This is a genomic window from Geodermatophilus nigrescens, from assembly GCF_900129495.1.
GTDB classification, from domain to species: domain Bacteria; phylum Actinomycetota; class Actinomycetes; order Mycobacteriales; family Geodermatophilaceae; genus Geodermatophilus; species Geodermatophilus nigrescens.
The window spans coordinates 458,844-475,500 of sequence record NZ_FQVX01000002.1 but is presented as its reverse complement, the minus strand read 5'-3'; the positions used below and the strand labels follow the sequence as shown (position 1 = coordinate 475,500).

Here is a 16,657-nt window from a genome sequence, read left to right as displayed (position 1 = left end):
CCAACAGGGGCCCGCTCACATGTGGGGGACGTTCTCCGGGATCTCGTAGAACGTCGGGTGGCGGTAGACCTTGTCGCCGCTCGGGGCGAACATCGGGTCCTTCTCGTCGGGGCTCGAGGCGGTGATGTCGGCCGCCTTGACCACCCAGATGCTCACGCCCTCGTTGCGCCGCGTGTAGAGGTCGCGGGCGGCGTGCACGGCCATCTCGTCGTCGGGCGCGTGCAGCGAGCCGACGTGCACGTGGTTCAGGCCGCGCTTGCCGCGCACGAACACCTCGTACAGCGGCCAGTCCCGCCTCACCGCGCGCGGGCGCGGCTCGACCGGCACCTCGGGTCCGGTGGGGACGGCGCCGTGCCCGCCCTCGGCGGTGACGTCGGTGCTCACGCGACGGCCCCCGCGTGCCCCTCGGCGTGCTTCGCGGCGTAGGCCGTCGCGGCCTCGGTCACCCAGGCGTTGTCGTCGCGGGCCGCGCGGCGGCGGGCGATCCGCTCGGCGTTGCACGGGCCCTCCCCGGAGATCACCCGCTTGAACTCCGCCCAGTCGATGGGGCCGGAGCGCCAGTGCCCCGACTCCTCGTCCCACCGCAGGTCGGGGTCGGGCAGCGTCACGCCGAGCACCTGCGCCTGCGGCACCGACATGTCCACGTAGCGCTGCCGCAGCTCGTCGTTGCTGTGCCGCTTGATGCCCCACGCCATCGACTGCGCCGAGTTGGGGCTGTCGTCGTCGGGCGGGCCGAACATCATCAGCGAGGGCCACCACCAGCGGTCGACGGCGTCCTGCACCATGGCCCGCTGCTCGGGGGTGCCGCGCATCATCGTCATCAGCAGCTCGTAGCCCTGCCGCTGGTGGAACGACTCCTCCTTGCAGACGCGGATCATCGCCCGGGCGTAGGGCCCGTAGGAGGAGCGGCACAGCGGCACCTGGTTGCAGATGGCCGCGCCGTCGACCAGCCAGCCGATGACGCCGACGTCGGCGTAGGTGAGCGTCGGGTAGTTGAAGATCGAGCTGTACTTCTGCCGGCCCTCGATGAGCCTGTCGGTGAGGTCGGCCCGGTCGGCGCCGAGCGTCTCGGCCGCGGAGTACAGGTACAGCCCGTGGCCGGCCTCGTCCTGGACCTTGGCCAGCAGCACCGCCTTGCGGCGCAGGCTCGGGGCGGCCAGTAGCCAGTCGCCCTCGGGCTGCATCCCGATGATCTCCGAGTGCGCGTGCTGGGCGATCTGGCGCACCAGCGTCTTCCGGTAGCCCTCGGGCATCCAGTCGCGCGGCTCGACGCGGTGGTCGGCCGCGATCGTGGCGTCGAACTGGGCCTGCAGGGCGGTCTCGTCCACCGCGGGCCGGTCGAGCGTCGGCGCGGACATCGGGTCTCCCCTCGAGCTATTTACTGACCGTGCGGTCGGTAATAGTGTGCCGCAGCGTGCTGCACGACACAAGCGGCGCGATCGGTGCACGGCCGACGAGGAGGCAGGCATGACGACGGCGACCGGCGATCTGCGGCGGCTGGGCGAGGCCCCCGACCCCGCCACCCTCGACCCGGCCGAGCGCATGGGCGTCGACGAGCTGCGGTCGGTGCAGCTCGAGCGGCTGCGGGAGTCGCTGCGGCATGCCTACGCCAACGTGCCGCACTACCGGCGCGCGTTCGACGAGGCCGGCGTCCACCCCGACGACTGCCGCGAGCTCGCCGACCTCGCGCGGTTCCCCACCACGAGCAAGGCCGACCTGCGGGAGAACTACCCCTTCGGCATGTTCGCCGTCCCGCGCGAGCAGGTGCGCCGCGTGCACGCCTCCAGCGGCACCACCGGCCGGCCGACCGTCGTCGGCTACACCGGGCGCGACCTGGAGACCTGGGGCGCCGTCATGGCCCGGTCCATCCGCGCCGCCGGCGGGCGGCCCGGCGACGTGCTGCACAACGCCTACGGCTACGGCCTGTTCACCGGCGGCCTGGGCGCCCACTACGGCGCCGAGGCGCTGGGCTGCACCGTCGTCCCCGTGTCCGGCGGCATGACGCCCCGCCAGGTGCAGCTGATCACCGACTTCGCGCCGCGCGTGATCATGGTGACGCCCAGCTACATGCTCACCGTGATCGACGAGTTCGAGAAGCAGGGCCTCGACCCGCGCGCCTCCAGCCTGGAGATCGGCATCTTCGGCGCCGAGCCGTGGACCGAGCAGATGCGCCGGGAGATGGAGGAGCGCCTCGACATCCAGGCCGTCGACATCTACGGGCTGTCGGAGGTCATGGGCCCGGGCGTGGCGCAGGAGTGCGTGGAGACCAAGGACGGCCTGCACGTGTGGGAGGACCACTTCTACCCGGAGGTCATCGACCCGATCACCGGCGAGGTGCTGCCCGAGGGCGAGGTGGGCGAGCTGGTGTTCACCTCGCTCACCAAGGAGGCGATGCCGGTCGTGCGCTACCGCACCCGCGACCTCACCCGGCTGCTGCCCGGCACCGCGCGCCCGGGCATGCGCCGCATGGAGAAGGTCACCGGCCGCACCGACGACATGATCATCCTGCGCGGGGTGAACCTCTTCCCGACGCAGATCGAGGAGGTCGTCCTGCGCACGCCGGGGCTGGCGCCGCACTTCGCGATGGAGCTGACCACCCGCGGGCGGATGGACCACCTCGTGGTGCGCGTGGAGGCCCGCCCGGACTGCCCGCCCGAGCGCCGCGAGCAGGCCGCCGCCGAGGTCACGACGGGCGTCAAGGACACCGTCGGCACGAGCATCGAGGTGCTCGTCGTCGACCCCGAGACGCTGCCCCGCTCCATGGGCAAGCTGCAGCGGATGACCGACCGGCGGGAGCGCGCGTGACGGAGGTGCGGGTCCGCCGGGGACGGCCCGGGCACTCGCTCGACAGCCTGCTCGACGTCGCCGTCGCGGTGTTCAACGAGCGCGGCTACGACGCCACGAGCATGGAGGAGCTGGCCGCGCGGCTCGGGGTCACCAAGTCGGCGATCTACCACCACGTGCCGAGCAAGGTCGAGCTGCTGCGGATGGCGCTGGACCGGGCGCTGGACGCGCTGTTCGCGGTCACCGCGGAGCCCGGGGCGGTCACCGGGCGGGCCATCGACCGGCTCGAGCACGTGGTGCGCGGCTCGGTCCGGGTGCTCGCCGCGGAGCTGCCGTTCGTCACCCTGCTGCTGCGGGTGCGCGGCAACTCCGCGGTCGAGGAGGCGGCCCTCGCCCGGCGGCGGGAGTTCGACCGGATCGTCACCGACCTGGTCCGCGCCGCCGAGGAGGAGGGCGACGTGCGCCCCGACGTCGACCCCGCCGTCACCAGCCGGCTGCTGTTCGGCACGGTCAACTCGCTCACCGAGTGGTACCGGCCCGGCGGCAGCCTCTCGGCCGACGACCTCGCCGACGCGCTGGTGACGACGGCCTTCCGGGGGCTGCGCACGCGCCCCTGAGGGCGGTCAGCCCCGGTCGCGGCGGGGGCGGTAGGGCGCGCCCGGGTTGAACACCTCGAGCGTGTAGGCGTCGAGCCGGCGCAGCAGGGCGCGGGCTCGGGTCACGGGGGTGGCGTGCTGGGTCATCGGCGGGGTCATGGCGTCTCCAGGGGGACCTCGGGGTGGGGACGTCGTCGTCTCGGCCGCACCCCACGCTCCCCGCGGCAGGTTGCGCCGCGGACACGTCCGGGTGAACGGGCGGTGGACCGCACCGTGTCCTCAGCCACTGCCCCCCAGCGCGTCCTCCAGCGCCGCCCACCCGTCCCGCCGGGCCCCGGCCGCCCGCTCGGCGGCGGCCCGCTCCGGGCCCAGCGCGGCGTCCACGGCCGCGGCGAGCTGCGCGGCCAGCGGGCGCAGGAACGGCCACACCCGCAGGCCCAGCAGCCGCCGGGTCGCGTCGGCGGAGCCCGCGAGGCGGGCCGCCTCCTCCGGCCGGCCGGTCAGCAGTGCCACCCCGGCCAGCGCCTCCAGGCAGTTCGCGAGGCCCTCCCGGTCGGCGAGCGCCCGGTGCAGCGCGGCGGCCTCCCGCAGGTGCGCCGCGGCGCCGTCCGGGTCGCCGCCCAGCAGCGCGTCGAGGCCGAGCTGGTCCAGGACGGCGGCGGCGAGGTGGTCGTCGCGGCTCGCCCGCGCGGCGGCCAGCGCCTCGGTGTGCCGGGCGGTCGCGGCGGGCACGTCGCCGGCCAGCAGGTCGACGTCGCCGAGCGGCACGAGCGTGAAGCCGACCGCCCACGGGTCGCCGCTGGCCCGCGCCGCGGCCTCGGCCTCCTCCAGCTGCGGGCGCAGCGACGGGTCCTCCGGCGGGCGGGTCATCGCCAGCAGCGTCAGGCCCTGGGCGAGCAGCCACGGGTCGCCCAGCTCGCGCGCCTCGGCCACCAGCCCGGTCAGCTGCGGCACGGCGTCCGCCGGCCGCCCCATCGCGATCGCGGTGCTGCCGCAGGCCCAGCGCAGCGATGCCGCCGCGGCGGGGGAGAGCCGGCGGGCCGAGGGCAGCGCGGCCGTGCGGTCGGCGAGGTCGGACATGGCCGCGAGCCGGCCGCGCGCCCACCACCACCGGGCCAGCGGCGCGGCCAGGCCGACGACGAGCTCGGCGCGGTCGGCGGCCACCGCCCACTCCAGCGTGGCCTCGAGGTCGTCGGCCTCGGCCTCCAGGCGGGCCAGCCACGTCGCCCGGTCCGGCCCGGCCAGCCCCGCAGCCGCGGACTCGGCCACGCCGGTGAGGTGGCGGGCCAGCCGCTCGCGGGCCGCGTCCTCCTCCCGGAGCTCGCGCAGCCGCTCGGCGGCGAAGGCGCGCACCACGTCGAGCATGCGGAACCGCGGCTCGCCGTCGGCGGCGTCCCCGGGGGCGACGAGGCTCTGCGCCACCAGCGCCGACAGCGCCTCCACGACGTCGACGTCGCCGTCCACCGCGGCGACCGCCTCGGCGGTGTCCAGCGTGCAGCCGCCGGTGCACACCGACAGCCGGGCCAGCACCAGCCGCTCCTCGGCGCCGAGCAGCTCGTGGCTCCACTCCAGGGTGGCCCGCAGGGTCCGCTGGCGGTCGGGCAGGTCGGCCACCGGCGCCCGCAGGTCCAGCGCGCTGCGCAGCCGGCGCAGCAGCGCCCGCGGCGGCAGCACCCGCACCCGCGCCGCGGCCAGCTCGATCGCCAGCGGCAGCCCCTCCAGCCGGCGCACCAGCTCGCCGACGGCGGCCGCGTCCTCGCCCTCGGCGGTGAACGACGGGTCGGCGGCCCGGGCGCGGGCGGTGAACAGCTCCACCGCCGGCGCCGCCGGGTCCGGGGCGCCGGGGGCGGGCACCGGGAGCGGCTGCAGCGGCACGTCGGTCTCGCCGCGCAGGCCGAGCACGCTGCGGCTGGTCACCAGGAGGTCCAGCCGCGGGCAGCGCTCCAGCAGCGCGGCGAGGACCGGCGCGACGCCGGACACCTGCTCGGCGTTGTCGAGCACGAGCAGCGCCGACACCCCCGCGAGCCGCTCGGCGACGACGTCGACCAGCGGGCGGGCGCCCTCCGGCCGCACCCCGAGGACCCCGGCGACGGCGACCGGCACCCCCGCGGCGTCCCGGACCGGCGCCAGGTCGACGAACCAGACGCCGTCGCGCTCCGCCCGCACCGCTCCGGCGCCGGCCAGCGCCAGCCGCGTCTTGCCGATCCCGCCCGGGCCGGTGAGCGTCACCAGCCGCACCTCCGGAGCCCGCAGCAGCCCGGTGAGCAGGGCGAGCTCCGTCCCGCGGTCGACCAGCGGCGTCGGCGGCTCCGGCAGCCACCCCGGGGCGAGCCCGGGCACCGGCGCCCCGGGCGCCGGGCGGGCCGCGAAGCGCTCGGTGAGCAGGACGGCGAGGTCGTCGGCGACCTGCTCGCCGAGCCGCGCGGGGTCGCCGAACGGCACCGTCGAGGCCCCGCCGGTGGCCTGCATCCGCTCGACCAGCGCGGCCAGCCGGGGGTCGCGGCCGGGTGCCGGGTCGCGCACGTACAGCAGCCGCGGCAGCCCGTCGGACAGGTCGAACTCGTCCTCGATCCCCGACACCGCCATCCCGGGCGCCACCCAGCCGTAGCTGTCGCCGTACAGGCCGACGAAGACGTCGCTCTGCCGCAGGTAGGCGCGGTAGAGGTCGCGCGGGGGATGCGGGCGGGCGCCCAGCTCGAACATCACCGGGGTCAGCCGCAGCGAGGTGACCGCGGCCCGGACGGCGGCCCGCTCGGCGGCGAGCTCGGTGAGCGTCGAGGACACGAAGACCCGCAGCCGGCGGTCCGGCGTGCCGATCGGTGCGGCCGGGTCGGGACCGGGCCCGGTCATGGCGCCTCCCGCGACGGGCGGCCCCGCGGCCGCTCCCGGGACCCGGAGCCTAGGGCCGGGGGCGGTCGCGCCGACAGGCCCGGCGGGCTCGCGCGTGTCCGCCCCGGCGTGGCGCGGGCGGGCGTCCGGAATGCCGGTGACAGCCGCGCGCGGCGGTGCTCCAATGGGCGCCGCACGGGGAGGCACCGACGTCGGAGGTCCTGGTGGACCCAGCCACCACCACCGTGCGCCCGGCGGCCGACCGCCGCCGCGAGCTGCTCCCCGCCATGCGCGCCCTGCTCCGGGTGTTCTGCGTGCTGACCGCGCTGGCCGTCCTCGCCCTGCTCGTCCAGCCCGGCCGGACGGCGGACGTGTTCGCCTGGACCATCGCCCCGCCGGCCACCGCCGCCTTCCTCGGCGCGGGCTACGCCGCCGGGTTCACCCTGGTGCTGCTGTCGCTGCGCGACCCGGTGTGGGCGCGCAGCCGGGTGGCGGTGCTGACGATCCTGGTCTTCACGCTGCTGACCCTGGTCGCGACGCTCGTGCACCTCGACCGCCTGCACCTGCAGCCGGAGTTCGCCGACGCGCCGCTGCTCGCCCGCGGCGCCGCCTGGTTCTGGACCGGCGTCTACGTCCTCATCCCGGTGGCGATGGCCGTCGTCCTCGTGCTGCAGGAGCGCGCGCCGGGCACCGACCCGCCGCGCCGCGCGCCGGTCCCGGTCCCGCTTCGGGCCGCCCTCGGCGCGGAGTCGGTCGTGCTGCTCGCCGTGGGCGCGCTGCTGTCGGTCGCCCCCGCCGACACCACGGCGCTGTGGCCCTGGCCGCTGACCCCGTTCACCGCGCGGGTGGTCGGCGCCTGGCTGATCGCCTTCGGCGTCGCCACCGCGCTGGCCGCGCTCGCCGGCGACCTCGAGCGGCTGCGGACCGCCGCCGTCGCCTACACCGTCTTCGGCGTCCTGGTCCTGGCGGTCGTGGCGGTGCACGCCGGCGACGTCGGGTGGGACCGGCCTTCGGCGTGGGCGCTGGTCGTCGTCGCCGCCGCCATCGCGGGGACCGGCGCCGCCGGCTGGCGCCTGGCGCCCGCACCGGGGAGGCACCGGCCATGAGCGGCGAGCGCGAGGCCTGCCTGCTCGTCGTCACCCGCGACGACGACGTCCGCGGCACCACCACCGCCGAGCTGACCCGGCGCTACGGCGGCGACTACGAGGTGCGCTCCTGCGCCTCCCCGGAGGAGGCCGCCGCGACGCTGACCGGCGACGGGCCGCCGGTCGCCGTCCTCCTCGGCGGGTTCGGCGACGCCGACCCCGATGGCCTCGCCGAGCTGCGCGCCCTGCACACGCGCACGCCCGGCGCGGTCTCGGTCGCGCTGGTCCGGTGGGGCGCCTGGGACACCGCGCGGCCGATCTTCGACGCGCTGACCGTCGGGCAGCTCGACCGCTGGCTCACCGCGCCGCAGGTCCGCGGCGACGAGGAGTTCCACCGGCTGGTCACCGAGGTGCTCGAGGAGTGGTCCTCGCGGCGGTCCGGCGGGTTCCAGGCGGTGCGGGTGATCGGCGAGCAGTGGTCGCCGCGCTCGCAGCAGTTGCGGGACAGCTTCTCCCGCAACCGCATCCCGCTCGGCTTCCTCGACGCCGGCTCCCGGGCCGGCGCCGAGGCGCTGGCCGCGCTCGGTCTCACCGAGCCGAGGCTGCCGGTGGTGAGCATCCGGTTCACCCGCGAGCCGGTCGTCCTGCAGGACCCCACCGACCTCGAGATCGCCGACGCCTTCGGCCTGTTCACGCCGCTGGACGCCGACGTCGTCTCCGACGTCCTCGTGCTCGGCTCCGGCCCGGCCGGCCTCGGCGCGAGCGTGTACGCCGCCTCGGAGGGCCTGTCGACGCTGGTGGTGGAGGGCGAGGCGATCGGCGGGCAGGCCGGCACCAGCTCGCTGATCCGCAACTACCCCGGGTTCCCCACCGGGATCAGCGGCAGCCGGCTGGCCTTCAGCGCCTACCAGCAGGCGTGGGCCTTCGGCGCCCGGTTCCACTTCATGCGCCAGGGCAGCGGGCTGGAGACCACCGCCGACGGGCTGCACCGCGTCGCGCTCAGCGACGGGACGACGGCGTGCGCGCGCACCGTGGTGGTGGCCACCGGCGCGAGCTGGCGCCGGCTCGGGGTGCCCGAGCTCGAGGCGCTCACCGGCCGGGGCGTCTTCTACGGCGCGGCGGTCACCGAGGCGCCGGCGATGCGCGGCCGGCACGTGTTCGTCGTCGGCGGGGGCAACTCCGCCGGGCAGGCGGCGGTCTACCTGGCCGGCTACGCGGACCGGGTCACCGTGCTCGTCCGGCGGGCCACGCTCACCGAGACGATGTCGGACTACCTGATCCGCGAGCTGGAGGCGCTGCCCCGCGTCGACATCCGCTACCGGGTGCAGGTGACCGGCGGCAGCGGCACCGACTTCCTCGAGTCGGTGGTGCTGGGCGACCTCGACACCGGTGAGGAGACGACGGAGGAGGGCGTGCTGTTCGTCCTCATCGGCAGCGAGCCGCGCACGGACTGGCTCGCCGGCACGCTCGCCCGCGACCGCTGGGGCTTCCTGCTCACCGGCAGCGCGCTGCTCGCCGACGGCGTCACGCCCGCCTGGCCGCTCGAGCGCCCGCCCGCGCCGCTGGAGACCAGCACGCCCGGGGTGTTCGCCGCCGGCGACGTGCGGGCCGGCTCGGTCAAGCGGGTGGCCTCGGCGGTGGGCGAGGGCGCCCTGGTGGTGACGCTCGTGCACGCGCACCTGGCGGCGATGCGGGCCGCGGAGGGGTCCGGCGCGCAGGTCAGCGCGCCGGCAGCGCGCGGCTGACGGCGGGGGAGGGGCGCAGCGCCACCGGCCGCCCGGTCCACTCCGCCCGGTCGAGGGTGTCGGTGAGCAGCTCGCGGCCCGACGGCGACAGCGCGGTCACCGAGCGGGCGTCGACGACGTCGACCCGCACCGGCTCCCGGCCGTAGCAGCGCCAGAACGCCTCGACGGCGGCGGCGTCGACCTCGCCGGCGAGCACCAGCACCCGCCCGCCGGAGGTGTTGAGCAGGCGCACCACACCCCGGCGCAGGGCGGCGGGGACGGCGGGCACGCCGCCCAGTGTGCCCGCCGCCTCCCCGGCGGCGTCGGTGTCCTCGGCGAGACTGGGGCGGTGGACCGGGTGCTGCTGCGCCGCGACGGCGGGGACGTCGTCGCCGCTGACTGCGCACCCGACGGCACCCCCGGCCCGGCCACCCGGCTGCCCGCCGACGACCTGCCGGCCTGGGTCGCCGCCCGCGAGGGCGGGGGCGCGGTCCGCTGGGTCTGGGACGACACGACGCGCTGGTACCCGGCGCTGCTCGACGCCGGCGTGCGGGTGGAGCGCTGCACCGACCTGCGGCTGACCGGCGCCCTGCTGCGCCGCTCGCCGCTGGCCGACCCCGCGCTGCTCGCCGGCGGCGACGCGGCGGGCTGGGTGGCGCTGGAGCCCCGCACCGGCGGCGACCCGGCGCTGTTCCCGCTCGAGGACCCGGCCGACCGGCTCGACCCGGCCGCCGAGCTGCGCCGCCAGTCCGCCGCCCTCGCCGCGTCGGCGCACGGGGGCCGGCTCGGCCTACTCGCCGCCGCCGAGTCCTCCGGCGCGCTGGCCGCCGCGGAGATGACCTGGGCCGGCCTGCCCTGGCGCGCCGACGAGCACGCCCGGCTGCTCACCGGCCTGCTCGGCGACCGCCCGCCGGCCGGGCTGCGGCCGCCGGTGCTGGAGCGGCTGGCCGGCGAGGTGCGCGCCGCGCTGCGCGCGCCCGACCTCAACCCCGACTCCCCGGCCGCGGTGCTGCGCGCGCTGCAGACCGCCGGCCTGCCCGTCGAGGACACCCGCTCCTGGACGCTGGAGCGCATCGAGCACCCCGTCGTGCCGCCGCTGCTGGAGTACAAGCGGCTGGCCCGGCTGCTCGCGGCCAACGGCTGGGCGTGGCTGGACACCTGGGTGCGCGACGGGCGGTTCCGGCCGGTGTTCCTGCCCGGCGGGGTGGTCACCGGCCGCTGGGCCTCGCACGGCGGGGGCGCGCTGTCGGTGCCGGTGCAGGTGCGCCCCGCGGCCGTGGCCGACGACGGGTGGTCGCTGGTCGTGGCCGACGTCGCCCAGCTCGAGCCGCGGGTGCTCGCCGGGATGAGCCGCGACGCCGCGCTCGCCGAGGCGGCCCGCGACCGCGACCTCTACGCCGGGATGGTCGCCGCCGGCGTGGTCGCCACCCGCGCCGAGGCGAAGGTCGGGGTGCTCGGCGCGCTGTACGGCGGCACCCGCGGCGAGAGCGGGCGGATGATGCCGCGGCTGGCCCGCCGCTACCCGCGGGCGATCGGCCTGGTGGAGGACGCGGCGCGGGCCGGCGAGCGCGGCGCGGTCGTGCAGACGCTGCTCGGCCGCGGCTCCCCGCTGCCCGGCGCCGCGTGGGCGGAGCGCTTGGCCGACCTCGGCGAGGCGCCCGAGCCCGGCGGCCGCGACTCCGACCGGGCCCGCCGCGCGTGGGGCAGGTTCACCCGCAACTTCGTCGTCCAGGGCACCGGCGCGGAGTGGGCGCTGTGCTGGCTCGCCGACCTGCGCAACCGGCTGTGGCGCCTGGGGGAGGGGTCGGTGCACCAGCGCCCCCACCTGGTGTTCTTCCTGCACGACGAGGTGGTCGTGCACACGCCGGCGGACCTCGCCGACCGGGTGGCCGGCGAGGTCCGCGCCGCCGCGGCAACGGCCGGGCGGCTGCTGTTCGGGGGCTTCCCGCTGGACTTCCCGCTCGACGTCGCGGTCGTGCGGTCCTGGGCCGACGCGGGCTGAGCCGCGTGGCGGCCCTGGCTCAGCGGCTGCCGAACAGCTTGCGGTCGTACCAGGCCGCCAGCACCGGGTAGCGCGCCGGCAGCAGGCGCACCAGCCGGTCGACGAGCACGGCGTCCCTGCCCACCCGCACCCGCGGCTTCCCGGCCTCGACGCCGTCGACGACGATCCGCGCCGCCTGCTCGGCCGGCATCTTCAGCAGCTTCTCGTCGTACACCCGCTGGCGGGCGACCTCGGCGGCCGACAGCTCGATGCCCTGCGCCTGCGCCTCCCGGGCCGTCGACGAGGCGATGTTGGTCTTCACCCCGCCCGGGTGCACCACGGTCACCTGCACCGGGTGGCCGCCGGCGACCATCTCGCTGCGCACCACCTCGGTGAACCCGCGCACGGCGAACTTGCTCGCGCAGTACGCCGACAGCGTCGGCTGCGCCATGAACCCGTTGAGGCTCGACACGTTCACCACGTGCCCGTCGCCGGACGCGACGAGGTGCGGCAGGAACGCCTTCGTGCCGTGGATGACGCCGAACAGGTTGACCCCGAGCGTGCGGTCGTAGGTCTCCCAGTCGGTGTCGAGCACCGAGCGGCCGCCGCCGGAGATGCCGGCGTTGTTGTAGACCTGGTGGACCACGCCGAAGTGGGCGGCCACCGCGTCGGCGTACGCGACCACGGCATCCCGGTCGCTGACGTCGACGCGGGCGGTGTGCACCTCGGCGCCCAGCGCCTTCGCCCGGTCGGCGGTCTGGCCGAGGCCGAGCTCGTCGACGTCGGACAGCGCGAGGCGCGCGCCCCGCTTCGCCAGCTCGAAGGCCAGCTGCCGGCCGATGCCGGACCCGGCGCCGGTGACGACGGCGACCTTGCCGCGCACGCTGCTCATCGGTTCTCTCCCGTTCGCTGGGCGCCCGCACTCCGGGCGGTGTCGGTGCGGCCCGCTCCGCGGGCGAGGTCGGTGGTGAGCTCGACGAGCCGGTCGACGACCCCGGGCGCCAGGTGGTGGCCCATGCCGGGGATCTCCACGTGCCGGGCGCCGGCGATGGCCTCGGCGGTGGCCCGCCCGCCGCTGGGGTGGACCATCCGGTCGACGTCGCCGTGCACCACCAGCGTCGGGGCGGTGATGCCGGCGAGCTCCGGCGTGCGGTCGCCGGAGGCCTGGATGGCGCCGATCTGGCGGGCCACCTCCTGCGACCGGGCGCCGCCGACGCGCTCCCACACCGCGGTGGCCCAGGCGCGCTCGAGGTCGTCGTCGGGTGGGAACCCGGGACCGCCGATGTGCGCCAGCATCGCCAGGTGCCGCTCGACGGACTCCTCGACGGTGCGCGGCGCCGCCTTGGCGAGCCGCAGGATCGTGGAGCGGGCCGGCTGGCCCACCCGGCGGTGCCCGGTGGTGGAGAAGATCGACGTCAGGCTGGCCACCCGGTGCGGGTGCCGGGCCGCGACCACCTGGCTGATCATCCCGCCCATCGACATGCCGACCAGGTGCACGCGGGCGATGCCGAGGGCGTCGAGCAGGCCGACGGTGTCGGCGGCCATGTCGGTGAGGTCGTAGGCGTCGGGGCGCGGGCGGGCCAGCAGCTGGCGGGTGCGCCCGGGCGGCGGGGTGGCGATCCGGCTGGACCGGCCGGCGTCGCGGTTGTCCAGCCGGACCACGCGGAAGCCGCGGGCGGCGAACCCGTCGACCATCCGCCGCGGCCACGAGGTGAGGTCCAGCCCGAGGCCGGCGACCAGCAGCAGCGGCTCGCCGTCCTCGGGACCGTCGAGGCGGTGGCAGATCCGCGGGCCGGCCGGCAGGTCGGCGAAGCGGTCGTCCTCGGTGGCGCGGGGCGCCTCGGTGGCGGTCACGCGCCCACCGCCGCGGCCGGCCGCGGCAGGCGGTCGCGCGAGGAGGTGAGCCGGAGCTCCGGGTCGACCACGCTGTCGGCCCGGAGCAGCTTGACGTCGTCGGAGTAGTCCATCGAGGTCAGCCACGGCATGCGGTCCCCCTGGCGGGGCAGCTGGGCGACCGCGCGCTGGATGTAGCCGGCGGCGAAGTCGAGGAAGGGCCGGGTGGGCATGCCCGGGTCGGCGAGGACCGGCCGCGCGGTGTCGAGGCCGCGCTCGTCCATGTGGCGCAGCAGCCGGACGAAGTGCTCGCAGAGCAACCCGATCTTCAGCGTCCAGGACGAGTTGGTGTAGCCGATCGCGAAGGCCAGGTTGGGCACCCCGGACAGCATCATGCCCTTGTAGGCGACGGAGTCCGACAGCGTCACCGGCTCGCCGTCGACCGTGATCGCGACCCCGCCGAACGCCTGCACCGACAGGCCGGTCGCGGTGACGATCACGTCGGCGTCGAGGTGCCCGCCCGAGGCGAGCCGGATGCCGGTCTCGTCGAAGGTCGCGATCCGGTCGGTGACGACGTCCGCCTGCCCCTCGCGGATCGCGCGGAACAGGTCGCCGTTGGGGACGGCGCACAGCCGCTGGTCCCACGGGTCGTAGGGCGGGTTGAAGTGCGTGTCGACGTCGAAGCCCGCGGGGAGCTGCTTGGTGTTGACCCATCGGATCGCCTTGCGGGCGGCCTTCGGGTGCTTCTGCGCGAACCGGTAGATGGCGCGCTGCTGGGCGATGTTCTTGCGGCGGACGAGCGCGTGCGCGCGCTCGTCGCCGAACCAGCGCCGCAGCCGCGCCGCGATCGGGTCCTCGCGGGGGACGGGCAGCACGTAGGTGGGCGTGCGCTGCAGCATCGTCACGTGCGCGGCGGTGCCCGCGATGGCCGGCACGATCGTCACGGCGGTCGCGCCGCTGCCGACGACGACGACCCGCTTGCCGGTCAGGTCGAGGTCCTCGGGCCAGAACTGCGGGTGCACGATCTCGCCGCGGAACCGGTCCCGGCCCTCGAACACCGGCGTGAAGCCCTCGTCGTAGCGGTAGTAGCCGCCGGCGCAGAACACCCAGCCGGCGGTGAGCCGCAGCTGCTCGCCGGTGTCGGTGCGCTCGACGTCGACCGTCCAGCGGGCGTCGGCGCTCGACCAGGACACCGCCAGCACCCGGTGGTGGTAGCGGATCCGCTCGTCGAGGCCGTTCTCGGTGGCCGTCTCGCGCAGGTAGGCGAGGATCTTGGGGGCGTCGGCGATCGACTGCCGGTCGCGCCACGGCTTGAACTCATACCCGAACGTCGACAGGTCGGAGTCCGAGCGGATGCCGGGGTAGCGGAACAGGTCCCAAGTGCCGCCCGAGGCGCCGCGCGCCTCGAGGATCGCGAAGCTCTTCGCCGGCAGCTCCGTGGTCAGGTACCGGCCGGCGCCGATACCGGAGATCCCGGCGCCGACGATCAGCACGTCGAGGTGCTCGACCGGCGTCTGCAGCGGTGGCTGGCTGGTGGTCATGCGGTGGCTCTCCCCGGGGACGGACGTGCGCCTGGTACCGACCATCCGTGGCGCAGGCCACCGCCCGCTAGGACGACGTGCACCCCGTCATGGGCCGCGTGGTGCACGATGCACCGGTGAGCGACGACTGGCCCCGGGTGTCCGAGCGCACCCGGGAGCTCTTCCGGCGCGGTGCGGAGGCGGCGCTGGACCCCCGGGCCGAGTGGATCGAGGAGCTGCACGCGGCGGCGCTGGGCAGCGACCGGATGCGCCCGGTGGCCGAGGACCCGGTGCTCGCCGAGGCGACCCGGCGGGCGAACCTGGCCAACCTGCTGCACTGGGCGGCGGCCAACGTGCAGCACCCGGGCCGCCGGGTACCGGCCAACCTCGGCCCGGAGGTGCTCGAGGCCTCCCGCGACCTGGTGCGCCGCGGGCTGGACCAGAGCGGGCTGGACGCCTACCGGACCGCCCAGGGCGTGGCCTGGCGGCGGTGGATGGAGATCTGCTTCCAGCTCACCGCCGACCCCGCGGAGCTGCGCGAGCTGCTCGACGTCTCGGCGCTGTCGATCACCGCGTTCATCGACGACACGGTCGCCGCCGTCTCCGAGCGGATGGTCGCCGAGCGCGCCGAGCTCACCCGCGGCGGGCACGCCGAGCGCCGGGCCACGGTGGCGCTGCTGCTGGAGGGCGCCCCGATCGCCCGCGCCCGCGCGGAGGCCCAGCTCGGCTACGGGCTCACCGGCCCGCACACCGCCGCCGTCGTCTGGTCGGGATCCGGCACCGCCGGGCCCGAGGACCTGGAGGCCGCGGCCGAGGCGCTCACCCGCGCGGCCGGGGCGCCGCGGCGGCTGACCGTGGTGGCCAGCGCCGCGGCGCTCTGGGTGTGGCTGCCGGTGGGCACCGCGCCGCGGGTGGCCGACCTGACGGCGTCGCTGGCGGGGACGCCGGGCGTGCGGGTCGCCGTCGGCCGGCCCGGCCGCGACGTCGAGGGCTTCCGGCGCAGCCACCTCGACGCCGCGACCACCCAGCGGATGCTCGCCCGGCTCACCTCGCCGCAGCAGACCGCCCGCTACGAGGACGTGCAGCTCGTCGCGCTGCTCACCGCCGAGCCGGCCGCCGTCGACGAGTTCCTCGCCGACACCCTCGGCGGGCTGCTCACCGCCGACGCCGAGGTGCGCCGGACGGTGCACACCTACGTGCAGGAGCTGGGCAACGCCTCCCGCACCGCCGAGCGGCTGTGGACCCACCGCAACACCGTGCTGCGCCGGCTGGCGCGCGCCGAGGAGCTGCTGCCCCGCCCGCTGGCCGACAACGTCCTCGGCGTCGCGGCGGCGCTGGAGGTGCTGCGCTGGCGCGGCCCGGGGGGCTGACCGCTCAGGCCGGCTGCGCCTCCCGGTCGGGGGCCCGCCGGCTGACCAGCCAGCCGACCACCGCCGCCACCGGGAACATCAGCACCCCGTAGACGGCGGCCGGGATCGCGAGCTCCACGCTGCCGAGCACGCTGATCGCCACCGCGATGGCCAGCGTGCTGTTGTGCACGCCGATCTCGAAGCAGCAGGCGACCGCCTGGCGGTGGCCGATGCCCAGCGCGCGCGGCACCGCGAACCCGAGCAGCAGGCTCAGCAGGCAGAAGGCGAGCGCCACGAGGCCGACCTGGCGCAGGTAGTCGCCGACGTCCTCCCGCTCGGCGAGCACGGTGCCCACGATGACCAGCGCGAGCACGAGCGCCGACAGCACGCGCACCGGGCGGTCCATGCGGTCGGCGAAGGCCGGGGCCGCGCGCCGCACGAGCATGCCCAGCGCCACCGGCACCAGGACGACGGCGAACACCTGCAGCGTCTTGCCGAACTGCAGGCCGATCGACTCGGCGCCGGCCGGGTCGAAGACGGTGACCGCGAGGTTGGTCAGCAGCGGCAGCGTGACGACGGCGAGCAGCGAGTTGACCGCCGTCAGCGAGACGTTGAGCGCGACGTCGCCGCGGAACAGGTGGCTGAACAGGTTGGCCGTCGTGCCGCCGGGGGAGGCCGCGAGCAGCACCATGCCGACGGCGAGCACCGGCTCCAGCCCGGCGAGCGCCACCAGCCCGAAGCACAGCGCGGGCAGCACGATCACCTGCAGCCCCAGGGCGACGACGGCCGCCTTCGGGCGGCGGGTGACCCGGGCGAAGTCGTCGACGGTCAGCGACAGCCCGAGGCCGAACATGATCACCGCCAGCGCGGCGGGCAGGGCGACGGTGCCGAGTGCCGAGTCCATGGGCGACCTCCGGGACGGCCGCGGCGCCGTTGCCGCGGAACTGTGCGGATCG

At 76.6% G+C, this 16,657-nt stretch carries 15 protein-coding genes; 6 read left to right on the top strand and 9 right to left on the bottom strand.

Annotation, left to right across the window (positions count from 1 at the left end):
* Positions 1-15: 15 nt before the first annotated feature.
* Both paaB and paaA read right to left on the bottom strand, forming a co-directional pair.
* Positions 16-384 (bottom strand): 1,2-phenylacetyl-CoA epoxidase subunit PaaB, encoded by a 369-nt coding sequence (gene paaB / locus BUE37_RS09850; RefSeq protein WP_342742277.1) that lies wholly within the window; start codon positions 382-384, stop codon positions 16-18.
* Positions 381-1,358, bottom strand: a complete 978-nt coding sequence (gene paaA / locus BUE37_RS09845; protein WP_073420025.1) for a 1,2-phenylacetyl-CoA epoxidase subunit PaaA — start codon at positions 1,356-1,358, stop codon at positions 381-383. Before paaA ends, paaB begins: the two co-directional genes overlap by 4 nt.
* A gap of 109 nt (positions 1,359-1,467) precedes the next feature.
* Here paaA and paaK point away from each other — a divergent pair, with 109 nt between their 5' ends.
* On the top strand, positions 1,468-2,805 hold the full coding sequence (gene paaK / locus BUE37_RS09840) for a phenylacetate--CoA ligase PaaK (protein WP_073420024.1): 1,338 nt from the start codon (positions 1,468-1,470) through the stop codon (positions 2,803-2,805).
* Entirely contained in the window at positions 2,802-3,401 is a 600-nt protein-coding gene (locus tag BUE37_RS09835; protein WP_139252917.1) for a TetR/AcrR family transcriptional regulator, read from the top strand. The genes paaK and BUE37_RS09835 overlap by 4 nt, the downstream gene beginning before the upstream one ends.
* A 6-nt stretch (positions 3,402-3,407) precedes the next feature.
* On the opposite strand, the gene BUE37_RS24810 is transcribed toward BUE37_RS09835, so the two are convergent.
* On the bottom strand, positions 3,408-3,539 hold the full coding sequence (locus BUE37_RS24810) for a hypothetical protein (RefSeq protein WP_281248075.1): 132 nt from the start codon (positions 3,537-3,539) through the stop codon (positions 3,408-3,410).
* Positions 3,540-3,659: 120 nt separating this feature from the next.
* Complete coding sequence (locus BUE37_RS09830; RefSeq protein WP_073420023.1) at positions 3,660-6,230, bottom strand: ATP-binding protein; 2,571 nt, start codon at positions 6,228-6,230, stop codon at positions 3,660-3,662.
* A 203-nt stretch (positions 6,231-6,433) separates the two neighbouring features.
* Between BUE37_RS09830 and BUE37_RS09825 the strand changes: the two genes are divergently transcribed.
* Positions 6,434-7,315: a hypothetical protein gene (locus BUE37_RS09825; protein ID WP_083628524.1), complete on the top strand. Its 882-nt coding sequence runs from the start codon at positions 6,434-6,436 to the stop codon at positions 7,313-7,315.
* On the top strand, positions 7,312-9,039 hold the full coding sequence (locus BUE37_RS09820) for an NAD(P)/FAD-dependent oxidoreductase (protein ID WP_073420022.1): 1,728 nt from the start codon (positions 7,312-7,314) through the stop codon (positions 9,037-9,039). The genes BUE37_RS09825 and BUE37_RS09820 overlap by 4 nt, the downstream gene beginning before the upstream one ends.
* Here the strand turns inward: BUE37_RS09820 and BUE37_RS09815 are convergent.
* Positions 9,014-9,307 (bottom strand): hypothetical protein, encoded by a 294-nt coding sequence (locus BUE37_RS09815; protein ID WP_073420021.1) that lies wholly within the window; start codon positions 9,305-9,307, stop codon positions 9,014-9,016. The two genes, BUE37_RS09820 and BUE37_RS09815, sit on opposite strands and share 26 nt — an antisense overlap.
* 60 nt (positions 9,308-9,367) lie before the next feature.
* Between BUE37_RS09815 and BUE37_RS09810 the strand changes: the two genes are divergently transcribed.
* A complete protein-coding gene (locus tag BUE37_RS09810; RefSeq protein ID WP_073420020.1) occupies positions 9,368-11,020 on the top strand; it encodes a bifunctional 3'-5' exonuclease/DNA polymerase in 1,653 nt (550 codons plus the stop codon).
* Between the two features lie 19 nt (positions 11,021-11,039).
* On the opposite strand, the gene BUE37_RS09805 is transcribed toward BUE37_RS09810, so the two are convergent.
* From BUE37_RS09805 to BUE37_RS09795, 3 genes are read right to left on the bottom strand one after another with little or no spacing between them, the layout of a single operon-like run.
* Positions 11,040-11,891 (bottom strand): SDR family NAD(P)-dependent oxidoreductase, encoded by an 852-nt coding sequence (locus BUE37_RS09805; protein WP_073420019.1) that lies wholly within the window; start codon positions 11,889-11,891, stop codon positions 11,040-11,042.
* The gene (locus BUE37_RS09800; RefSeq protein WP_073420018.1) at positions 11,888-12,853 is read right to left on the bottom strand and encodes an alpha/beta fold hydrolase; all 966 of its coding nucleotides are present in this window, start codon (positions 12,851-12,853) and stop codon (positions 11,888-11,890) included. The genes BUE37_RS09805 and BUE37_RS09800 overlap by 4 nt, the downstream gene beginning before the upstream one ends.
* On the bottom strand, positions 12,850-14,373 hold the full coding sequence (locus tag BUE37_RS09795) for a flavin-containing monooxygenase (RefSeq protein ID WP_073420017.1): 1,524 nt from the start codon (positions 14,371-14,373) through the stop codon (positions 12,850-12,852). Before BUE37_RS09795 ends, BUE37_RS09800 begins: the two co-directional genes overlap by 4 nt.
* A 116-nt stretch (positions 14,374-14,489) precedes the next feature.
* Here BUE37_RS09795 and BUE37_RS09790 point away from each other — a divergent pair, with 116 nt between their 5' ends.
* Complete coding sequence (locus BUE37_RS09790) at positions 14,490-15,722, top strand: PucR family transcriptional regulator (RefSeq protein WP_245794483.1); 1,233 nt, start codon at positions 14,490-14,492, stop codon at positions 15,720-15,722.
* A 4-nt stretch (positions 15,723-15,726) separates the two neighbouring features.
* Here the strand turns inward: BUE37_RS09790 and BUE37_RS09785 are convergent, their stop codons facing one another.
* Entirely contained in the window at positions 15,727-16,605 is an 879-nt protein-coding gene (locus BUE37_RS09785) for a bile acid:sodium symporter family protein (RefSeq protein ID WP_073420016.1), read from the bottom strand.
* Positions 16,606-16,657 lie beyond the last annotated feature (52 nt).